Genomic DNA, 15,592 nt, shown 5'->3' on the forward strand with positions numbered 1-15,592 from the left:
CGAGTGCGTCGCGCTCGTTGATATTAAGTCCCTAACGCTGTAACACTTTGACTACTACTTCCCGTTCGATCAAAAACAAGCAGAAGCGAACCCAAGCGGTGCATCCCCTCCAGCGCCTGTTCAATTATGGTCGCAAATATCACGGGCAAATCTGGCTGGCAACAATTTGCTCCATCCTGAATAAAATTTTCGACCTCGCCCCACCTGCTATAATTGGTGTTGCGGTGGATGTGGTGGTGCAAAAACAAAATTCTTTGATTGCTCAAATAGGCATCAAAGATTTATTTGGACAACTTGTGGTTTTATCCATCATTTCCGTGCTGATTTGGACTCTGGAATCTGCGTTTGAGTATGCCTATAATTGGCTTTGGCGCAATCTCGCCCAGCGGATTCAGCACGATTTGCGCTTGTCAGCTTACACGCATATTCAAGATTTGGAATTGGCTTATTTTGAAGACAGGAGTACGGGGGGATTGCTGTCTATCTTAAATGACGATATCAACCAATTGGAACGGTTTTTAGATGGGGGAGCGAATGAGGTTTTACAAGTTATTACAACGGTAATAATTATTGGCGGGGGTTTCTTTATTTTGGCTCCTAGCGTCGCTTGGTGGGCGATGCTACCGATGCCGTTTATTTTATGGGGTGCGATCGCATTCCAAAAGTTCCTCGCTCCCCGCTATGCAGATGTGCGGGAAAAGGTCAGTTTGCTCAACGGACAACTATCCAATAACTTGAGCGGAATTACCACTATTAAAAGTTTCACAACTGAGGAATATGAAGCAAGGCGAATTGCCAGAGAAAGCGAGGCATATAAGAAGAGTAATAGATCTGCGATCGCTCTCTCTGCCGCGTTCATTCCTTTAATCCGCTTCCTGATTTTATTCGGTTTTACGGCAACGTTGTTGATTGGGGGACGAGAAGCGATCGCAGGTAGATTATCCGTCGGCAATTACAGCGTTTTAGTATTCATCACTCAGCGCTTACTTTGGCCTTTAACCAGATTAGGTCAAACCCTGGATCAATATCAACGGGCAATGGCATCTACTAACCGCGTCATGCATCTTTTAGATACACCCATCGCGATTCATTCCGGTCATATTTCTTTACTCGTTCAGCAAGTACGCGGCGAAGTACAATTAAACAACGTCACCTTTGCTTACCGCGAGGGATTTCCAGTCATAAAAAACCTGACTTTGTACGTCCCGGCGGGAAAAACGATCGCGATCGTTGGTTCCACTGGCTCGGGCAAGAGTACTGTGGTAAAATTGTTACTGAGATTGTACGAAATTCAATCGGGAACGATTACCATCGACGGCATTAACTTGCAAGATTTGAAATTGCCAGATTTGCGTCGATCGATTGGTTTAGTCAGTCAAGATGTATTCTTATTCCACGGAACTGTAGCAGAAAATATTGCTTACGGAAGTTTTGAGGCAAGTTTAGCAGAAATAATCGAAGCGGCGAAAATTGCCGAAGCGCACGATTTTATTATGGGATTGCCGCAAGGATACGACACAATTGTAGGCGAACGAGGGCAGAAATTATCCGGAGGACAAAGACAAAGAATTGCCATCGCGCGTGCGGTGTTAAAAAATCCGCCGATTCTCATATTAGATGAAGCGACATCGGCGGTGGATAACGAAACCGAGGCGGCGATTCAGCGATCGCTCGAACGCATTACAATCGAGAGGACGACGATAGCGATCGCGCACCGCCTCTCCACCGTCCGCAACGCCGATTGTATCTACGTAATGGAACAAGGTAACATCGTAGAGCGAGGACGACACGAGGAATTATTGGAACGAGGCGGAATTTATGCCAGTCTGTGGCGAGTGCAAACAGGAGAAAGAAGTAGGGGCACGGCGTAGATAAATTTTGATTTACACCCAAAGATGGTAGGATGCCCTGCCCCTACACCCAGGGGCACGGCGTAGATAAATTTTGATTTACACCCAAAGATGGTAGGATGCCCTGCCCCTACACCCAGGGGCACGGCGTAGATAAATTTTGATTTACACCCAAAGATTGTAGGATGCCCTGCCCCTACACCCAGGGGCACGGCGTAGATAAATTTTGATTTACACCCAAAGATTGTAGGATGCCGTGCCCCTACACCCAGGGGCACGGCGTAGATAAATTTTGATTTACACCCAAAGATTGTAGGATGCCGTGCCCCTACACCCAGGGGCACGGCGTAGATCAATTTTGATTTACACCCAAAGATGGTAGGATGCCGTGCCCCTACACCCAGCTTTTGATTTACACCCAAAGATTGTAGGATGCCCTGCCCCTACACCCAGGGGCACGGCGTAGATCAATTTTGATTTACACCCAAAGATGGTAGGATGCCGTGCCCCTACACCCAGGGGCACGGCGTAGATAAATTTTGATTTACACCCAAAGATTGTAGGATGCCCTGCCCCTACACCCAGGGGCACGGCGTAGATAAATTTTGATTTACACCCAAAGATTGTAGGATGCCCTGCCCCTACACCCAGGGGCACGGCGTAGATCAATTTTGATTTACACCCAAAGATGGTAGGATGCCCTGCCCCTACACCCAGGGGCACGGCGTAGATAAATTTTGATTTACACCCAAAGATGGTAGGATGCCGTGCCCCTACTTTTGATTTATACCCAAAGATGGTAGAATTCCGTGCCCCTACACCCTGAATATTACCAATTACCAATTACCCATTACCCATTACCTAATTCGACTTACCATCGCTGCCCAAATATTCCCGATATCCGCAAATCTTATCGCCGCGAATATCAAACGAAACCGCAATTCTATTTTTATAAGGTTCCCCCCGCATTTTCCCCTCATCCCGAAACTCAAAAACAACCGTCGTATCGCTGCTAGTAACTCGCTCTATCGAAGTAATTGTAATCCCGCCGAAGACTTCACTCACATACTCAAAAAAAGCCCTTGCTCTTTCTTTCCCCTGATTTAAGCCGTGAAAAGAACCGACGGGAAACCAAAAAGTAAAATCATCGGTAAGCATATCTAAAAACGAGTCCCACTCCCCCGTCGCCAAGCCGTGAGTAAAGTACTCGAATGCCTGCTGGGCGACTGCCATCGTATCCTGCTTCATTGTAATTATCAAGTTTCAGCTATCAGCTTTTATTATCCTGTTCGATGGCAACGTTGCGATCGCAAAACAAGAAGATACCCTCATTCCCAGGCTCCCCTCTCCCCTCATTCCCAGGCTGAGCCTGGGAATGAGAAAATAGAGGCTCAGCCTCTAGTTCAAACGAGCAAGATATGAAAGACTTTCAACTACAAGGAATAAACCATATCGCCTTAGTCTGCAAAGATATGGCACGCACGGTAGACTTTTACACCAACACCCTTGGTCTTCGGTTAATCAAAACCATCGCACTACCGGATGGCGGACAGCACTTCTTTTTTGACATCGGCAACGGGGATGCTTTGGCTTTTTTCTGGTTTCCCCAGGCACCTGAAGCCGCTCCTGGCATTGCATCTGTCAGCACTGATGTTTTTCAAACTGGCAATATAATCACCGCTCATGGCTCGATGAATCATGTAGCTTTCAAGGTTTCAGCCGAAAAAGTTGAGGAATATAGAGAAAAACTGCTAGCCAAGGGAGTCCAAGTGACGCCTATTTTACATCATGCAGATGTTCCCTCTGGTTATGTTCCTGAAGCAGACGAAAGTACATTTATTTCCTCATTTTATTTCTTCGATCCTGATGGCATTTTGCTAGAATTTGCCGCCAATGTGCGCGAGTTGGGCGATCCGGTGCGAGATATTCAACACGAACCAGCGCGAAGCATCCACTGAGGGATTGTTTTCAGTGGCATCTAAATTAAATTATTAATATTGATTGTAGGGGCACGGCGAGAGAAAACCTTCTCGTTAAGGGCAAAGCTTATTTATGCCGTGCCCCTACTACAACGATCGTTGATACTTATAACGCTTTATCCCACTCCAACTGATGACTTAAACCATATTTAATAAAATCTTCAATTTGAGCTTTATCATTTTTGCCAAAAACACCTAAGCTGTAAGGATTTTCTTGCATCCGCTGACTGACTAATTCCCGTTCAAACTGGAGCGATTCTTCTCTAGAATTCTCAGGTTTAAAGAAATCTACAACCAAAACAGTCCTTTCGTAATCGGTGTAATTATGCGGACAGTGGGGATAGCTGTGATCTAAAATCATAAATTCGCCTTCATGCCAATAAAGCTTTTCATGGCAGATTTTCATCGCCACATCACCCTCTGGCACAATCAATCCTAGATAGCCGCGATTCATGTGCGGGTTATAATTCACATGCAGTTTCACATCCAGCCCTGGAAGAAATGTACCAAAATAGACATTTCTGAGAATGTTGTCATTGAGCGAATTTGTTGCTTCTATCGCCTTAGTTAACTTAGGAAAATATCTTTCTTTTAATTCCCGTGCTGTTTCCGGTACATCCTCTAACTCATACTGAGGATATTGAATTTGATGCACTCGAATATATTGTTCAATAAACAAGCATTGAAATAGCACGCCAAAAGCGCTATACTTGGATTTACCTTTGGTCTTAATCGTTTGACTTTTAGGCCCCATCACGTCAAAGGTAAATTGCAACTCTTCTTGAGAAGCTTTCTGCCTAAAGTTGGTGAATTCATCTCGAATCGCTTCCCAGTTCTCTTGCAGGGTGTTCAGAAAAGGGAACTGCTTGGGGTCTAAATGATACTCGTTAAAACTTTCCATTGTGTTTTCTCCTGAATGCGATCGCATTAGATATCTCCAAAAACTCTTGTGGGGTGGGCATTCTGCCCGCCTTTGAGGGGAGTTTTTGAATAGGTCTATTGAACCCGGTATAATTCCATTCTAGAAGCTTGATTTTACACCTGTGTCTGAAACTCTAGTTCTGGATAGACTGATCAAAAACGTCCGCGTAGTTCGTCCCGATCGATCATCGGTGGATCGCCTGGATCTGGGGATAAAAGATGGTAAATTCAGCCAAATTTCGCCGGAAATCAGCCCAGACCAGGCAAAAGAGGTGTTCGACGCTCAAAACCTGCTCGGTTTTCCAGGGGTGGTTGATGCTCACATGCACATCGGCATCTATCAACCCCTCGACCAAGATGCTGTCACCGAAAGCAAAGCAGCGGCAATGGGGGGAGTCACCACCAGCCTAAACTATATCCGCACGGGTCAGTATTACCTGAATAAAGGTGGTTCTTACAAGGATTTTTTCCCAGAAGTACTGGCCTTGTCAGAGGGCAACTTTTTTGTTGATTATGGCTATCATATAGCGCCGATTAGCCCTCAACATATCGATGAAATGCAGTGGTTATTTGAACAGCATGGGGTGGCATCGTTCAAAATTTTTATGTTTTATGGAGGTTATGGCCTGCACGGTCTTTCCGAGCAACAGAATCTATTTTTAATGATTAACAAGGAAGATCGCTACGACTTCGCTCACTTTGAATTCATCATGCGGAGTTTGTCTCAATTGAGGGAACGCTACCCCACCATGCAAGAATCGATCAGCCTCAGCTTGCACTGCGAAGTAGCTGATATTCTGAATGCTTATACTAAAATTGTGCAACAAGATTCTAGCCTTACTGGACTCAATGCTTACAGCGCTGCCCGTCCTCCCCACTCAGAGGGATTAGCTATTTGCATCGCCTCTTATCTGGCTCACGAAACTAATTGTGTCAACATCAATTTGCTGCATCTAAGTTCTCGCAAAGCTGTGGAAGCGGCTTTGATGATGCAAACAACTTTTCCCCACATTAACTTTAAGCGAGAAGTCACAGTAGGTCATCTACTTCTAGATGTAGATGCCCCTACAGGTAAATGGGCAAAAGTAAACCCGCCGATTCGCCCGCGTGCGGATGTGGAATATTTATGGAATGCAGTATTGCAAAATCAAGTGGATTGGATTGTTAGCGATCATGCCTGCTGTTCGGCGGAGCAAAAAGCTAGCTTCAGAGATCCAGAAAACATTTGGTTAGCTAAGTCTGGCTTTGGCGGTACGGAATATTTGCTCTCAGGAATTGTTAGCGAAGGAAGCAAACGAGGCATGTCCTACAACCAAATAGCAAAGCTACTTTGTTGGAATCCGGCACAACGATTTGGTTTGTTTGAAAAGGGCGATATTGCCGTTGGATATGATGCCGATCTAGTGTTAGTAGATCCGAATGAAACGTTTGTTGTCCGTGCTGCTGAATCAGAGTCGCAACAAGGTTATACTCCCTTTGAGGGTATGGAGTTAACGGGAAGGGTCAAGAGTACATTTTTGCGCGGGAATTTGATTTATGACCGGGGGCAGGTATTGGGGTCACCTTTGGGGCGGTATTTGAAGCGATCGCACTGTTGATCGGAGATTCGATCCCCCCCGGCCCCCCTTGCTAAGGGGGGTGTAAGAATGGGTGTTTGCTGGGTGCTGCCATGTTTTTTTATTAATGGAGATTCTCACTTATACGATGAATGTTCCAAAACAAAGAAAGTCCTAATCCACCATCGACGTAAATGTGTTGACCTGTAATGAAACCGCTCTCCTGGGAACAAAGAAAAGCTACGATTGGAGCCACATCATCGGGCTGACCCCATCTTCCCATCGGAGTGGCGTTTGGTGGCACCTGGTCAATGTGGGGAAGCATTGCCAAATATCCATCCCATGCCTCAGTCTTGATGTAGCCTGGAGTGACAATATTGACGGTAATTCCTCGTGGAGCAACTGCTACAGCGTAGTGTTTGGCAAGCACTTCCATCCCAGCTTTTGCGGGAGCCGACATCGCATATACTTTACCTGGGTTGTGGATACCGCTAGCAGAGATGGCTACCACTCTACCCTGACCGTCAGTCATGTATTTCAACGCCTTTTCCATGCATCTGAGAAATGCTTTTGGGTAGATTTGTTGTGCCTCTTCATACTGTTCAAACGTAAATCCTCCAGGAATTGTGGCGGTAATTGCATACCCAGCGACGTGAACAAAAGCGGTGAGTTGGCTGTTGAAGTTTTCTTCTAGCGCTGTGAAGAAAGCATCAATTGTTTCAGGCTTCTTGATATCGCCAGCTACCGTCACAACCTTGACGTTAGACTTTTCCAACTCATTCTTGGCTTCAAGTGCAGCCTCGTGGTTGGAACTGTATCCTAAGACCAGATTAAAGCGATCGCTCGCTAGTTTGCGAGAAATTGCTAAACCTATGCCGCGAGTTCCCCCAGTCACCAGTGCAACTTTCATGGAATTTCCCTAAGTGCAACATTTAAGCTGAACAATTCCAACATTTCTGCCTGAATCGATAACTATACCATTTGGTTCCATCCTATGTGTATGCAAATAGCACCCACGATCTAGCTAGATTCGCCAGAATCCCCACACCATCCTGATAAGGCAGTGATGGTAAGATGAGCGGAGTAAAGGGGAGGAGAGCCACTTAAACAGGAGGGGGCAAAATCATGGGTGACAAAGGCAGATCGTTTGATGCTGCAAGTGAAGGAGAGGCAGATAGCTTTTTGCACGTTGCGCCTATAAAGGAGGATTGGGGAGGAGACGGTAGAGGGCGCATGAGCTTATCGGGAAGGCGTACAGCAATCTCCAAAGAGTACCTACCTCGCCAGTACCAGTTCTTTGACACAAATGCTGTGCCGGAAGAGCATGGGTGGCGGGTGGCTGGTATGCCAGAGAACGTAATACCCGGAAGACGGCGATTGCTGACGTGGCACGACTGTGGAGCATCCACTTCAAGAGCGGTACTCCCGCCCCAGTTTGAGGCACCAGCGGGTATATTTACTGCCGATTTGGAGATTTTCGTGCTTAAGGGTACTATCCAACTGGGCGAGTGGCAGCTAAGCAAGCACGGCTACTCCTTTATCCCTGCTGGGGTGAGAGTTGGACCGTGGAAAGTGCTAGGTAGTGAAGAAGCAGAAATCCTCTGGATGGAAAACGGCCCTGTACCCTTGAGGTATGAAGCAGCACAAAGCGATCGCCCAGATGCCAGGATGTCTGACTTTATCCCAGCATTGGATAGCAAACTTCTACCGTGGAGCAAGGCAGATACAGTTCAATTCGAGGTCTGTAAAAAGAAGTGGCTCAAGAAAGATAGTAACGGTGGTGGAGCGTGGCTGCTCGCCATTTTGCCACATTACGACGGCATATACCGAATGATTCAATGTTACAACGAAGAAGGTTACTGTCTAGCCGGATATTGTGACATAGGAGATTACCGATTTATGAAGGATCACTTTGCCTATAACTCTAGCTTTTGCACTGCGCCTAGACACTGGACAGATGATGGCAGCTTATTTTTCATCCGAGTTGATAGGGATCTATCAAAACCTGGAACAGTTTTGTCCTATGCCCCTGAATCGTAAGCAGCAAAGCCATGTATGAGTTGCATTTGTTCAGGTAACAATCATCGCATTCGTTCCTCTTGAATCAAAGTGCGTTGGAAGATTTGATGATTCTTCAACCAATGCCAAGTGCGGGCGCGATAGTTATTGCAAGGACTAATCAAAATCATTTCATATAAGGACATCTCCGGCATGGTCTTATAGGTGAAGTGCAGGATAATGGTAGTATCGTCCGCCTCCCAGGCGCAACCATCTATACGTTCCGTGTCAAAGTAGAGTTTTTTATCCCGGTATATTCCTGGGAACTGATATTCCTCGCGCTTACCGTCAGCCCACTGATACCGATTAGTTTGGTAATAGGGATAGGGACTATCTTCTGGAAATTGGCAGGTTAAATGGGAGTTGTATTTATCTAGGATATTCCCCTGATTATCTATTACCGTATAGGTCCCCACCCAGTCGCCTTCGTGTCGGACGAGTACGGGCATTTCATCGCGTATAGACATAGCTTCGTTCCTCACTTTATTCAATCTTAAACCACCAAGGATCGGGAATAGACTGGGTTTTAACTAACAAGGCTTTTTTTCGCATAAACCGTTTTATCCCAGCATCCCCCATGCGCGAACCCCCCATTCCCGAATATTTAAACGAGTTTTTCTCGCCTTCGTAAATCAGTGCAGTTAACGCACAATCGTTGATGCTAATCGCACCGCAGTTGATTTGCTGGGCTATGGCGATCGCTTCCCCTTCCTCCCCCGCAAAAACCGCTCCACTCAATCCATAAATACTATCATTTGCTAGATGAATTGCCGACTCAATGTTAGAAAATGACATAATCGGCATAATCGGGCCAAAGGTTTCTTCCGCCATCACCTTCATCTGATGATTGACTTGCGTCAGGACAGTCGGACGACACCAAAAACCCCCCTCTAATTCTTCCACTATTCCCCCGCAATGTACTTTTGCTCCTTTTTGAACTGCATCATCGAGGTGTTCTTGAATAATAGCCGCTTGTCTTTGGGCAATAATCGGCCCAATTTCTCCGCTTTCAATGGTTGGATAAGCTAGCTGAACTCGCTGCGCTTTTTCTGTCAATTTCAATACAAAATTATCTAAAATAGATTCGTGGACGTAAATTCGTTCAATCGAGAGACAAGATTGTCCTGTATTAACAACTGAACCCCATAATAAAGCTGAAGTTGCTAATTCTATATCCGCTGATTTTAAAACAATCGCCGGGTCTTTCCCTCCCAATTCTAAAAATGCCGGTATAAATCGCTTCGCTGCTGCTTCAGCCACTTTTTTACCCGTGGCGACGCTGCCTGTAAAACATACTAAATCTACCAATTCGATTAATGCAGCACCTGTATCGCCTGCGCCTTCAATGTAGGTTAATATATCGCGTAAATTGGGAACGGATGCGATTGTTTCTAGTAAGGGTTGAATAAAGCGAGGGGCAATTTCGCTGGGTTTTACGATGACTGCACACCCGGCTAGTAAGGCGGGAATCGTATCAATTGTAGAAAGCAATAGGGGGAAGTTCCAGGGACTGATGACGCCAACTAATGGGTAGGGAACGAGTTGACTTTGCAGGCGGATAAAGGGGATGGCGGTGTTTTTTGATGGTTCTGATAATAAGTCTGGGGCTAGTTTACACCAGCGGTCGATGCTGGAGATGAATGAATCAATTTCTAGGATGGATACTGATAATCTGCCGGTGTCGTTTACTAATGCTGCTTTCAGTCTATCTTTTTGAGTTAAAATTGCTTGTTTCCACTGTTGTAATGTTTCAATTCGGTGGGATAATCCTTGCTGTTGCCAATCGATTTGGGCTTGGCGCAGGCGGGTGGATTTTTCCGCCAGTTGTTCGGATGTTGGCGGGGTAATCTGGTAATCTATTTTTCCGGTTCTAGGATTGCGAATGCTAATCTGTTGAATCATACAATAAAAAAGAGGGAAAGTTATTACTCTTTTGCCACTATAGGATTACCGTTTTGGTCATAGCAACTTAAAATTCTTTCAGCAATCTTTCTATTGCCGCAACAACTTGCACGAATACTTCATTGGGCATCTGGCAAATAAATTCAGCCCTTCGAGTTTGCCAGTCAAAGGACTTAGCCTGATCTGCTAGTACTACTCCTGATACTGCTAACCCTTCTGGTATTGGTACTTCAAACATATATCCCTTTACTTTCGTCGTAATTGGACACAGTAAAGCCAGCTTAACCCTACGATTGTATATTGTTGATGAAATAACCAAAGCCGGACGACGACCCGCCTGTTCGCGTCCGGACTGAGGGTTGAAGTCGATCCAGATAACATCTCCTTTTTCTGGAATGTAGATCTCAGAATTGCTAGATGACTTCACTACCTACCACCTCTTCAAGACCAATTTCACCATGCAGTTGTTCGGGAGAAATTTTGTTGAGTTGTTCGTGCAGTTCTTGTGCTTCTCTAGTTAGAGAGGGTAGTCTAAAAGCGATGATGCGTATTACTATCGATTCAATAGATTCTTCGGTCAACTCAGCCACACGTTCCAGTTGCTCAAACAGGGATTCAGATATTTCCAAGGATAGTTTTCGCTTATTCATGTTTCACCTGCTTTAGTTGTTATTTTGTTATATGTCCTAACGTAATTATACGCGATTCAGATTAGTCCGAGTTGGGATAAGCGTTCTATGGTTGTTTGTTGGGTTTGGATGAAGTGTTTTCGATCGATTTCTGGATTTAGCATGGTGTTGGGGGGGTAAATTGTTTGGTTGTAGGTTTGGGCGTATAGTTCTAGTCTTTGGCGGGAAAGTAGGTTGTTGAGTCCGGGGCGGCGGCGGTATCGGCGCAATGCAGGGAGATCGATTTCGGCATAGGCTGCCATGCTTTCTCCTGTTGCTGTTTCGGCTAAGATTATGCCGCGATAATCTATTATTTTAGAGCCGCCGTCGGCTGATGAAATTGGGATGGATATGTTGGCTATTCCGGCTGTGTTGGATGAAATTACGTAGGCCATGTTTTCGACAGCACGGCATATTTTGGCGGCGTCTTTTGGCGATCGCTCTCTACCATATACTTCGGAGGTGGAATGTAAAAATATCTCTGCGCCCCGCAAGGCTAAGCAGCGGGCTACTTCTGGATACAATATTTCTTCGGATGCCAGTGCTGCTAAGTTGCCGATGGCTGTTTTGGCTACGGGAAATACTCCGTCTAATCCGTAACATTCGAGATATTTGTCCCAGACGTCGTGGGGGGTGGGGGCAAACATGGAATTGAGGCGTCGATAGCGCAAAACTATCGCACCAGATGGATCGATGATAAAGCAAGTTTGGAAGTATAAGCCTGGAAAGTTGGGGTCGAGTTCGTAGGCGTTTCCGGCTAAAAAGATGTTGTGTTTTTGAGCAATTTTACCGAGGGCTTCGTATTCTGCCCCTGCCATTTCTATGCAAGCTTTTTCTGCCCAAACTGTTAGGGATTCTCCCATCGGAAAGCCGGTGAGGAAATATTCTGGCAGGACGATTAATTTGCAGTCAAAGCCGATAAAGGCGATACTGGCGGCGATTTGTTGTTCTAAGCGGGTGATGGATTGGTGTATGAGTGCGAGTGCTTCTTCTCTATCCCGCGCCGCGTTGACTGCATGGCACGTCACCTGTAGTGCTAAAACCCTGAATGAGTCCATTTTGTTCGCCGATACGAGTTGCCCAGATTTTAGCTTACAGCGGATTGCCAGTGAGTGAGGGAAAGCGTTATCGCTTCGTTTGTGTAGCGGCAGCATTAATGCTGCCGCTACACAAACATAAGGTGTACCTCATACGGCTGCAATCCGCTATAAGAATGCGATCGCTTCCTCACACCAAGCTAACCATTCCGTTTCGGAGCGAATTCCCTGCCTTAAGGTCAAATACACGTATTTTCCCTCAATCGGCAGCGTTTCCGGTTTCTTAAAATACTTTTGCTCGATTTCTCGATATGTCGCTAATCTTTCCAAGTGCTGTGCCCGGTGATTTTCCAGTTCCGCCAGCATAGTCTGCACGGGAACTAAATACCCCGCAAACAGTTTAACCAGCAACTCATCCTTCATCGGACCGATTTCACCGGGTTTGGCAATCCATTCTCTCAAATGTGCCTTGCCCTCCTCCGTCACATTGTAAAGTTTTTTATCCGGTCTTCCCTCTTGATGGACTCTTTCAGCACTGATAAACCCAAGTTCTTCTAACTTGGTCAGTTCTCGGTAAATTTGCTGATGCGTTGCCTTCCAAAAAAAGCCTACAGACCCATCAAACTTCTTTGCAAGGTCATATCCGCTACACGATTCCTCGATTAAAGCTGCCAAAATTGCCTCTGCTAAAGCCATAACTCACCATTGACATATGCACTTTGTTGAATATACACTGAATTTGTAGATGCAATTAGTTGCATAAGCACTTAGTCGCATAATAAGGAGATTCAGCCATGACATTTATTTCTGTAACGAGGTTACGTTTGCGATCGCGTCGATACCTACCATCATTTTTGTGGAACGTATTTTTAAGTACGTGGCAAGTTATCAACACGAAAGGTTTTAAAGGCGGAAAGCTTTTAGTCGATGCACATCAAACTTATTGGACGATGACAGCTTGGGAAGAACAAGCAGCGATGAAGATTTACCGCAACGCAGGCGCACACCGCAGCGTCATGCCAAAAATTCAAGATTGGTGCGATGAAGCTTCAGCTGTTCACTGGCGACAAGAAGATGACAATCTTCCCGACTGGATAGAAGTTCACGAACGCCTAATTAAAGAGGGTTTTTTAACTAAACTATCTAAACCTTCACCTGCTCATTTGGAGCGAAATATCCCGCAACCTAAATCCTCTAAAGCCGAACTGAGATTGCATCCCAGAATCAAACAGAGAACTCCTAGAAACCGGGTTTCTGTGAAAAATAAGAAACCCGGTTTCTAGGATAGTTGTGGGTAAGTTACGCAAATAAATTACCTTTGTTTTAGCTAGCAAAAATCGAGGATACACACATGGCTACCTTTCATTCAGAAGAAGTACAGCAAATTCTCCACCGGGCGATGAATCATCAACAAACCGGAGAATTTTCAGAACAACAGCTAAAAGAAATGGCAACAGAACTGGGAATTTCTGCCTCTGCACTGCAAATCGCCCAACAAGAATGGCAGCAAGATCGAGAAAAAATCCAACAGAAACAGGTAGTGGACGCCCGCCGCAAAACAGGGTTTAAAGCACATTTGATTCCATTCGTAGCGGTCAATACCTTTTTAATACTTTTGAACCTAGTAACTAACCCAAAATATTTTTGGGCAGTATATCCCCTGCTGGGGTGGGGGCTAGGTTTAGGAATTCACGCTTCATGTACGTACCATCTAAAAGATGAAAAGTACGAAGCCGCATCTATCGGAAGATTGAAATATTAAAAGCAAACATGCAGCGGTTTTGAGCTAAGCTTCTAGCAGGGTAACAAATTTGGCATCAAGTGAAATATATCGCTCTACTGCTGTTAGTAACTTTATGGTTTGTGCTGGCACTCCCGGCACAAGCATCCTTCTGTCGCACCTCGAATCACCGCGTCATTTGCATCAAAAGTATCAAGCGCAGTGCGAAGAATTACTGGGAGTATCGGGCAGTTGTTAGCATTGATGGGGTGGCAAGGCCAATTGAGGTTTATAATTGTCGCGATCGCTTAAAACTTCGCCCCGATGGAACCATTGTAGAATTTGAATCGGATGGTGCAGGCGAACTAATCTGCAATCTGCTCAAAAAATAGAAATAACGCTAACATGATCGAGGCGCTATGTTAATTCAGATCTTGCACCTTACCACCAACCCGCCCGGAAATAAATTTCCGGGCTAATAGCAAAAGTCCATTAAAATGGACTAAATACTTTTCCCAGTCCTATGCAAGAGGACTTTCGCTATTAGCCAGGGATTTTAATCCCTGGCGGGTTGTGGGTTAAGTGCAAAATTTCAGCTAACCCAAATCAATCGAGGAAAATTTCAATGGCGACAAAAGAAGAAATCCTGCAAAACTTTAATCCCAACGAGATTGGTATCGACAACGGTAATCTATTGGGACTTCCCTTTGATTACGAATCTGCCAATATCATCGTCTTCGGCGTCCCCTGGGAAGTCACAGTTTCCTATGGCGGCGGTACGGCATCTGGTCCAGCGAGAGTTTTAGAAGCTTCTCGCCAACTAGATATCTACGATTTCGACAATCCGGAAGGCTGGAAACAAGGGATTTTTATGGTAGAAATTCCTGCCCATATCCAGCAAAAAAATGAAGCCCTGAGACAAGATGCTACCCTGATTATCGAACATTTGAAACAAGGCGATCGCATTGAAGACAATCCCCACCTTTCCCAAGTCCTGAAAAACATCGATCGCGAATGCCAAAACGTCAATCAATGGCTATTTGATAACGCTACTGCTGCCATAAACCAAGGTAAAAAAGTAGCAGTAATTGGCGGAGATCACAGCGTCCCCTTGGGCTATATCCAAGCACTAGCCCAACATTACCCAGACTTTGGAATTTTGCACATAGACGCCCACGCCGACTTACGCGACGCCTACGAAGGCTTCCAATATTCTCATGCTTCAATTATGTTTAACGCCCTGCAATTGCCGCAAATATCCAAATTAGTTCAAGTAGGAATTCGCGACATTTGTCAAGATGAAATTAACATAATTCAACAATCCAACGGAAGAATTTCCACCTACTACGATCCGATGTTAAAACAAAAACTTTATGCAGGCATTCCTTGGTTAGAACTCTGCAAACAAATCGTCGCCGAACTACCCCAACAAGTGTACATCAGTTTCGACGTCGATGGACTAGACCCCAAACTATGTCCCAACACAGGAACACCCGTCCCCGGAGGATTAGAACTAGAACAAACTTATTGCTTATTCCGAGAACTCCTACATAGCGGACGCCAAATTATTGGCTTTGATGTCTGCGAAGTTGGCGATGGCGAATGGGATGGTAACGTAGGAGCGAGAGCAGTTTATAAACTCTGCAACTTAATGGGATAGTAAAATAAATTTCTGGCTGTAGGGGCACGGCATTCTACAATCTTTGGGTACAAACTAAAAGTTATTCCATGCCGTGCCCCTACAAAACCCGTTAAACCAGGGGCACGGCATTCTACAATCTTTGGGTACAAACTAAAAGTTATTCCATGCCGTGCCCCTACAAAACCCGTTAAACCAGGGGCACGGCATTCTACAATCTTTGGGTACAAACTAAAAGTTATTCCATGCCGTGCCCCTACAA

Annotated in this window: 20 protein-coding genes; 8 read left to right on the forward strand and 12 right to left on the reverse strand. The window is 45.3% G+C overall.

Annotation, left to right across the window (positions count from 1 at the left end; translation table 11 throughout):
- Positions 1 to 47: 47 nt before the first annotated feature.
- Positions 48 to 1,871: an ABC transporter ATP-binding protein gene (locus tag MiSe_RS07735; RefSeq protein WP_226577010.1), complete on the forward strand. Its 1,824-nt coding sequence runs from the start codon at positions 48 to 50 to the stop codon at positions 1,869 to 1,871.
- On the opposite strand, the gene MiSe_RS07740 is transcribed toward MiSe_RS07735, so the two are convergent.
- From MiSe_RS07740 to MiSe_RS07750, 3 genes are read right to left on the reverse strand one after another with little or no spacing between them, the layout of a single operon-like run.
- Entirely contained in the window at positions 1,817 to 2,272 is a 456-nt protein-coding gene (locus MiSe_RS07740) for a hypothetical protein (RefSeq protein ID WP_226577013.1), read from the reverse strand. The genes MiSe_RS07735 and MiSe_RS07740 overlap by 55 nt on opposite strands.
- Positions 2,214 to 2,693, reverse strand: coding sequence for a hypothetical protein (locus MiSe_RS07745; protein ID WP_226577016.1), 480 nt, complete (start codon positions 2,691 to 2,693; stop codon positions 2,214 to 2,216). The genes MiSe_RS07740 and MiSe_RS07745 overlap by 59 nt, the downstream gene beginning before the upstream one ends.
- 18 nt (positions 2,694 to 2,711) lie before the next feature.
- Entirely contained in the window at positions 2,712 to 3,098 is a 387-nt protein-coding gene (locus MiSe_RS07750; protein WP_226577019.1) for a nuclear transport factor 2 family protein, read from the reverse strand.
- Between the two features lie 170 nt (positions 3,099 to 3,268).
- On the opposite strand from MiSe_RS07750, the gene MiSe_RS07755 reads away from it, so the two are divergent.
- Complete coding sequence (locus MiSe_RS07755; protein ID WP_226577022.1) at positions 3,269 to 3,808, forward strand: VOC family protein; 540 nt, start codon at positions 3,269 to 3,271, stop codon at positions 3,806 to 3,808.
- A 127-nt stretch (positions 3,809 to 3,935) separates the two neighbouring features.
- Here MiSe_RS07755 and MiSe_RS07760 read toward each other — a convergent pair whose 3' ends face one another.
- On the reverse strand, positions 3,936 to 4,730 hold the full coding sequence (locus MiSe_RS07760) for an aspartyl/asparaginyl beta-hydroxylase domain-containing protein (protein WP_226577025.1): 795 nt from the start codon (positions 4,728 to 4,730) through the stop codon (positions 3,936 to 3,938).
- 142 nt (positions 4,731 to 4,872) lie between these two features.
- Between MiSe_RS07760 and MiSe_RS07765 the strand changes: the two genes are divergently transcribed.
- Positions 4,873 to 6,348 carry a dihydroorotase gene (locus tag MiSe_RS07765; RefSeq protein ID WP_226577028.1) on the forward strand — a complete coding sequence of 492 codons (1,476 nt, stop codon included), beginning with the start codon at positions 4,873 to 4,875 and terminating at the stop codon, positions 6,346 to 6,348.
- 82 nt (positions 6,349 to 6,430) lie between these two features.
- Here the strand turns inward: MiSe_RS07765 and MiSe_RS07770 are convergent, their stop codons facing one another.
- Complete coding sequence (locus tag MiSe_RS07770) at positions 6,431 to 7,216, reverse strand: SDR family NAD(P)-dependent oxidoreductase (protein ID WP_226577032.1); 786 nt, start codon at positions 7,214 to 7,216, stop codon at positions 6,431 to 6,433.
- A 215-nt stretch (positions 7,217 to 7,431) separates the two neighbouring features.
- On the opposite strand from MiSe_RS07770, the gene MiSe_RS07775 reads away from it, so the two are divergent.
- Positions 7,432 to 8,346 carry a DUF4437 domain-containing protein gene (locus MiSe_RS07775; protein ID WP_226577035.1) on the forward strand — a complete coding sequence of 305 codons (915 nt, stop codon included), beginning with the start codon at positions 7,432 to 7,434 and terminating at the stop codon, positions 8,344 to 8,346.
- 41 nt (positions 8,347 to 8,387) lie between these two features.
- Here the strand turns inward: MiSe_RS07775 and MiSe_RS07780 are convergent, their stop codons facing one another.
- From MiSe_RS07780 to MiSe_RS07805, 6 genes are all read right to left on the reverse strand, one after another.
- Positions 8,388 to 8,831 (reverse strand): DUF3598 family protein, encoded by a 444-nt coding sequence (locus MiSe_RS07780; protein ID WP_226577038.1) that lies wholly within the window; start codon positions 8,829 to 8,831, stop codon positions 8,388 to 8,390.
- Positions 8,832 to 8,847: 16 nt separating this feature from the next.
- Entirely contained in the window at positions 8,848 to 10,266 is a 1,419-nt protein-coding gene (locus tag MiSe_RS07785; RefSeq protein WP_226577041.1) for an aldehyde dehydrogenase family protein, read from the reverse strand.
- Between the two features lie 67 nt (positions 10,267 to 10,333).
- Entirely contained in the window at positions 10,334 to 10,693 is a 360-nt protein-coding gene (locus MiSe_RS07790) for a type II toxin-antitoxin system PemK/MazF family toxin (protein ID WP_226577043.1), read from the reverse strand.
- On the reverse strand, positions 10,680 to 10,916 hold the full coding sequence (locus MiSe_RS07795) for a hypothetical protein (protein WP_226577047.1): 237 nt from the start codon (positions 10,914 to 10,916) through the stop codon (positions 10,680 to 10,682). Before MiSe_RS07795 ends, MiSe_RS07790 begins: the two co-directional genes overlap by 14 nt.
- A gap of 56 nt (positions 10,917 to 10,972) precedes the next feature.
- Positions 10,973 to 11,992 (reverse strand): nitrilase-related carbon-nitrogen hydrolase, encoded by a 1,020-nt coding sequence (locus tag MiSe_RS07800; protein ID WP_226577050.1) that lies wholly within the window; start codon positions 11,990 to 11,992, stop codon positions 10,973 to 10,975.
- 147 nt (positions 11,993 to 12,139) lie between these two features.
- Complete coding sequence (locus MiSe_RS07805) at positions 12,140 to 12,667, reverse strand: PadR family transcriptional regulator (RefSeq protein ID WP_226577053.1); 528 nt, start codon at positions 12,665 to 12,667, stop codon at positions 12,140 to 12,142.
- A 98-nt stretch (positions 12,668 to 12,765) separates the two neighbouring features.
- Between MiSe_RS07805 and MiSe_RS07810 the strand changes: the two genes are divergently transcribed.
- From MiSe_RS07810 to MiSe_RS07825, 4 genes are all read left to right on the forward strand, one after another.
- Positions 12,766 to 13,254: a DUF3291 domain-containing protein gene (locus tag MiSe_RS07810; RefSeq protein WP_226577056.1), complete on the forward strand. Its 489-nt coding sequence runs from the start codon at positions 12,766 to 12,768 to the stop codon at positions 13,252 to 13,254.
- A 68-nt stretch (positions 13,255 to 13,322) separates the two neighbouring features.
- Positions 13,323 to 13,733, forward strand: a complete 411-nt coding sequence (locus tag MiSe_RS07815) for a 2TM domain-containing protein (protein WP_226577060.1) — start codon at positions 13,323 to 13,325, stop codon at positions 13,731 to 13,733.
- Positions 13,734 to 13,792: 59 nt separating this feature from the next.
- Complete coding sequence (locus MiSe_RS07820; RefSeq protein WP_226577063.1) at positions 13,793 to 14,083, forward strand: hypothetical protein; 291 nt, start codon at positions 13,793 to 13,795, stop codon at positions 14,081 to 14,083.
- Between the two features lie 233 nt (positions 14,084 to 14,316).
- Positions 14,317 to 15,351 (forward strand): agmatinase family protein, encoded by a 1,035-nt coding sequence (locus MiSe_RS07825; protein ID WP_226577065.1) that lies wholly within the window; start codon positions 14,317 to 14,319, stop codon positions 15,349 to 15,351.
- On the opposite strand, the gene MiSe_RS07830 is transcribed toward MiSe_RS07825, so the two are convergent.
- Positions 15,324 to 15,592: hypothetical protein (locus tag MiSe_RS07830; RefSeq protein WP_226577068.1), on the reverse strand; the 269-nt coding region annotated here is incomplete at its 5' end. The two genes, MiSe_RS07825 and MiSe_RS07830, sit on opposite strands and share 28 nt — an antisense overlap.

The sequence above is a fragment of the Microseira wollei NIES-4236 genome, from assembly GCF_020521235.1.
Classification (GTDB): domain Bacteria; phylum Cyanobacteriota; class Cyanobacteriia; order Cyanobacteriales; family Aerosakkonemataceae; genus Microseira; species Microseira wollei.

Excerpts from the sequence above, each read along its gene's own strand:
- MiSe_RS07815 (WP_226577060.1), top strand. The coding sequence starts at position 13,323 with ATGGCTACCTTTCATTCAGAAGAAGTACAGCAAATTCTCCACCGGGCG.
- MiSe_RS07795 (WP_226577047.1), bottom strand. The coding sequence starts at position 10,916 with ATGAATAAGCGAAAACTATCCTTGGAAATATCTGAATCCCTGTTTGAG.
- MiSe_RS07810 (WP_226577056.1), top strand. The coding sequence starts at position 12,766 with ATGACATTTATTTCTGTAACGAGGTTACGTTTGCGATCGCGTCGATAC.
- MiSe_RS07800 (WP_226577050.1), bottom strand. The coding sequence starts at position 11,992 with ATGGACTCATTCAGGGTTTTAGCACTACAGGTGACGTGCCATGCAGTC.
- MiSe_RS07770 (WP_226577032.1), bottom strand. The coding sequence starts at position 7,216 with ATGAAAGTTGCACTGGTGACTGGGGGAACTCGCGGCATAGGTTTAGCA.
- MiSe_RS07825 (WP_226577065.1), top strand. The coding sequence starts at position 14,317 with ATGGCGACAAAAGAAGAAATCCTGCAAAACTTTAATCCCAACGAGATT.
- MiSe_RS07775 (WP_226577035.1), top strand. The coding sequence starts at position 7,432 with ATGGGTGACAAAGGCAGATCGTTTGATGCTGCAAGTGAAGGAGAGGCA.
- MiSe_RS07780 (WP_226577038.1), bottom strand. The coding sequence starts at position 8,831 with ATGTCTATACGCGATGAAATGCCCGTACTCGTCCGACACGAAGGCGAC.
- MiSe_RS07750 (WP_226577019.1), bottom strand. The coding sequence starts at position 3,098 with ATGAAGCAGGATACGATGGCAGTCGCCCAGCAGGCATTCGAGTACTTT.
- MiSe_RS07760 (WP_226577025.1), bottom strand. The coding sequence starts at position 4,730 with ATGGAAAGTTTTAACGAGTATCATTTAGACCCCAAGCAGTTCCCTTTT.
- MiSe_RS07805 (WP_226577053.1), bottom strand. The coding sequence starts at position 12,667 with ATGGCTTTAGCAGAGGCAATTTTGGCAGCTTTAATCGAGGAATCGTGT.
- MiSe_RS07755 (WP_226577022.1), top strand. The coding sequence starts at position 3,269 with ATGAAAGACTTTCAACTACAAGGAATAAACCATATCGCCTTAGTCTGC.
- MiSe_RS07785 (WP_226577041.1), bottom strand. The coding sequence starts at position 10,266 with ATGATTCAACAGATTAGCATTCGCAATCCTAGAACCGGAAAAATAGAT.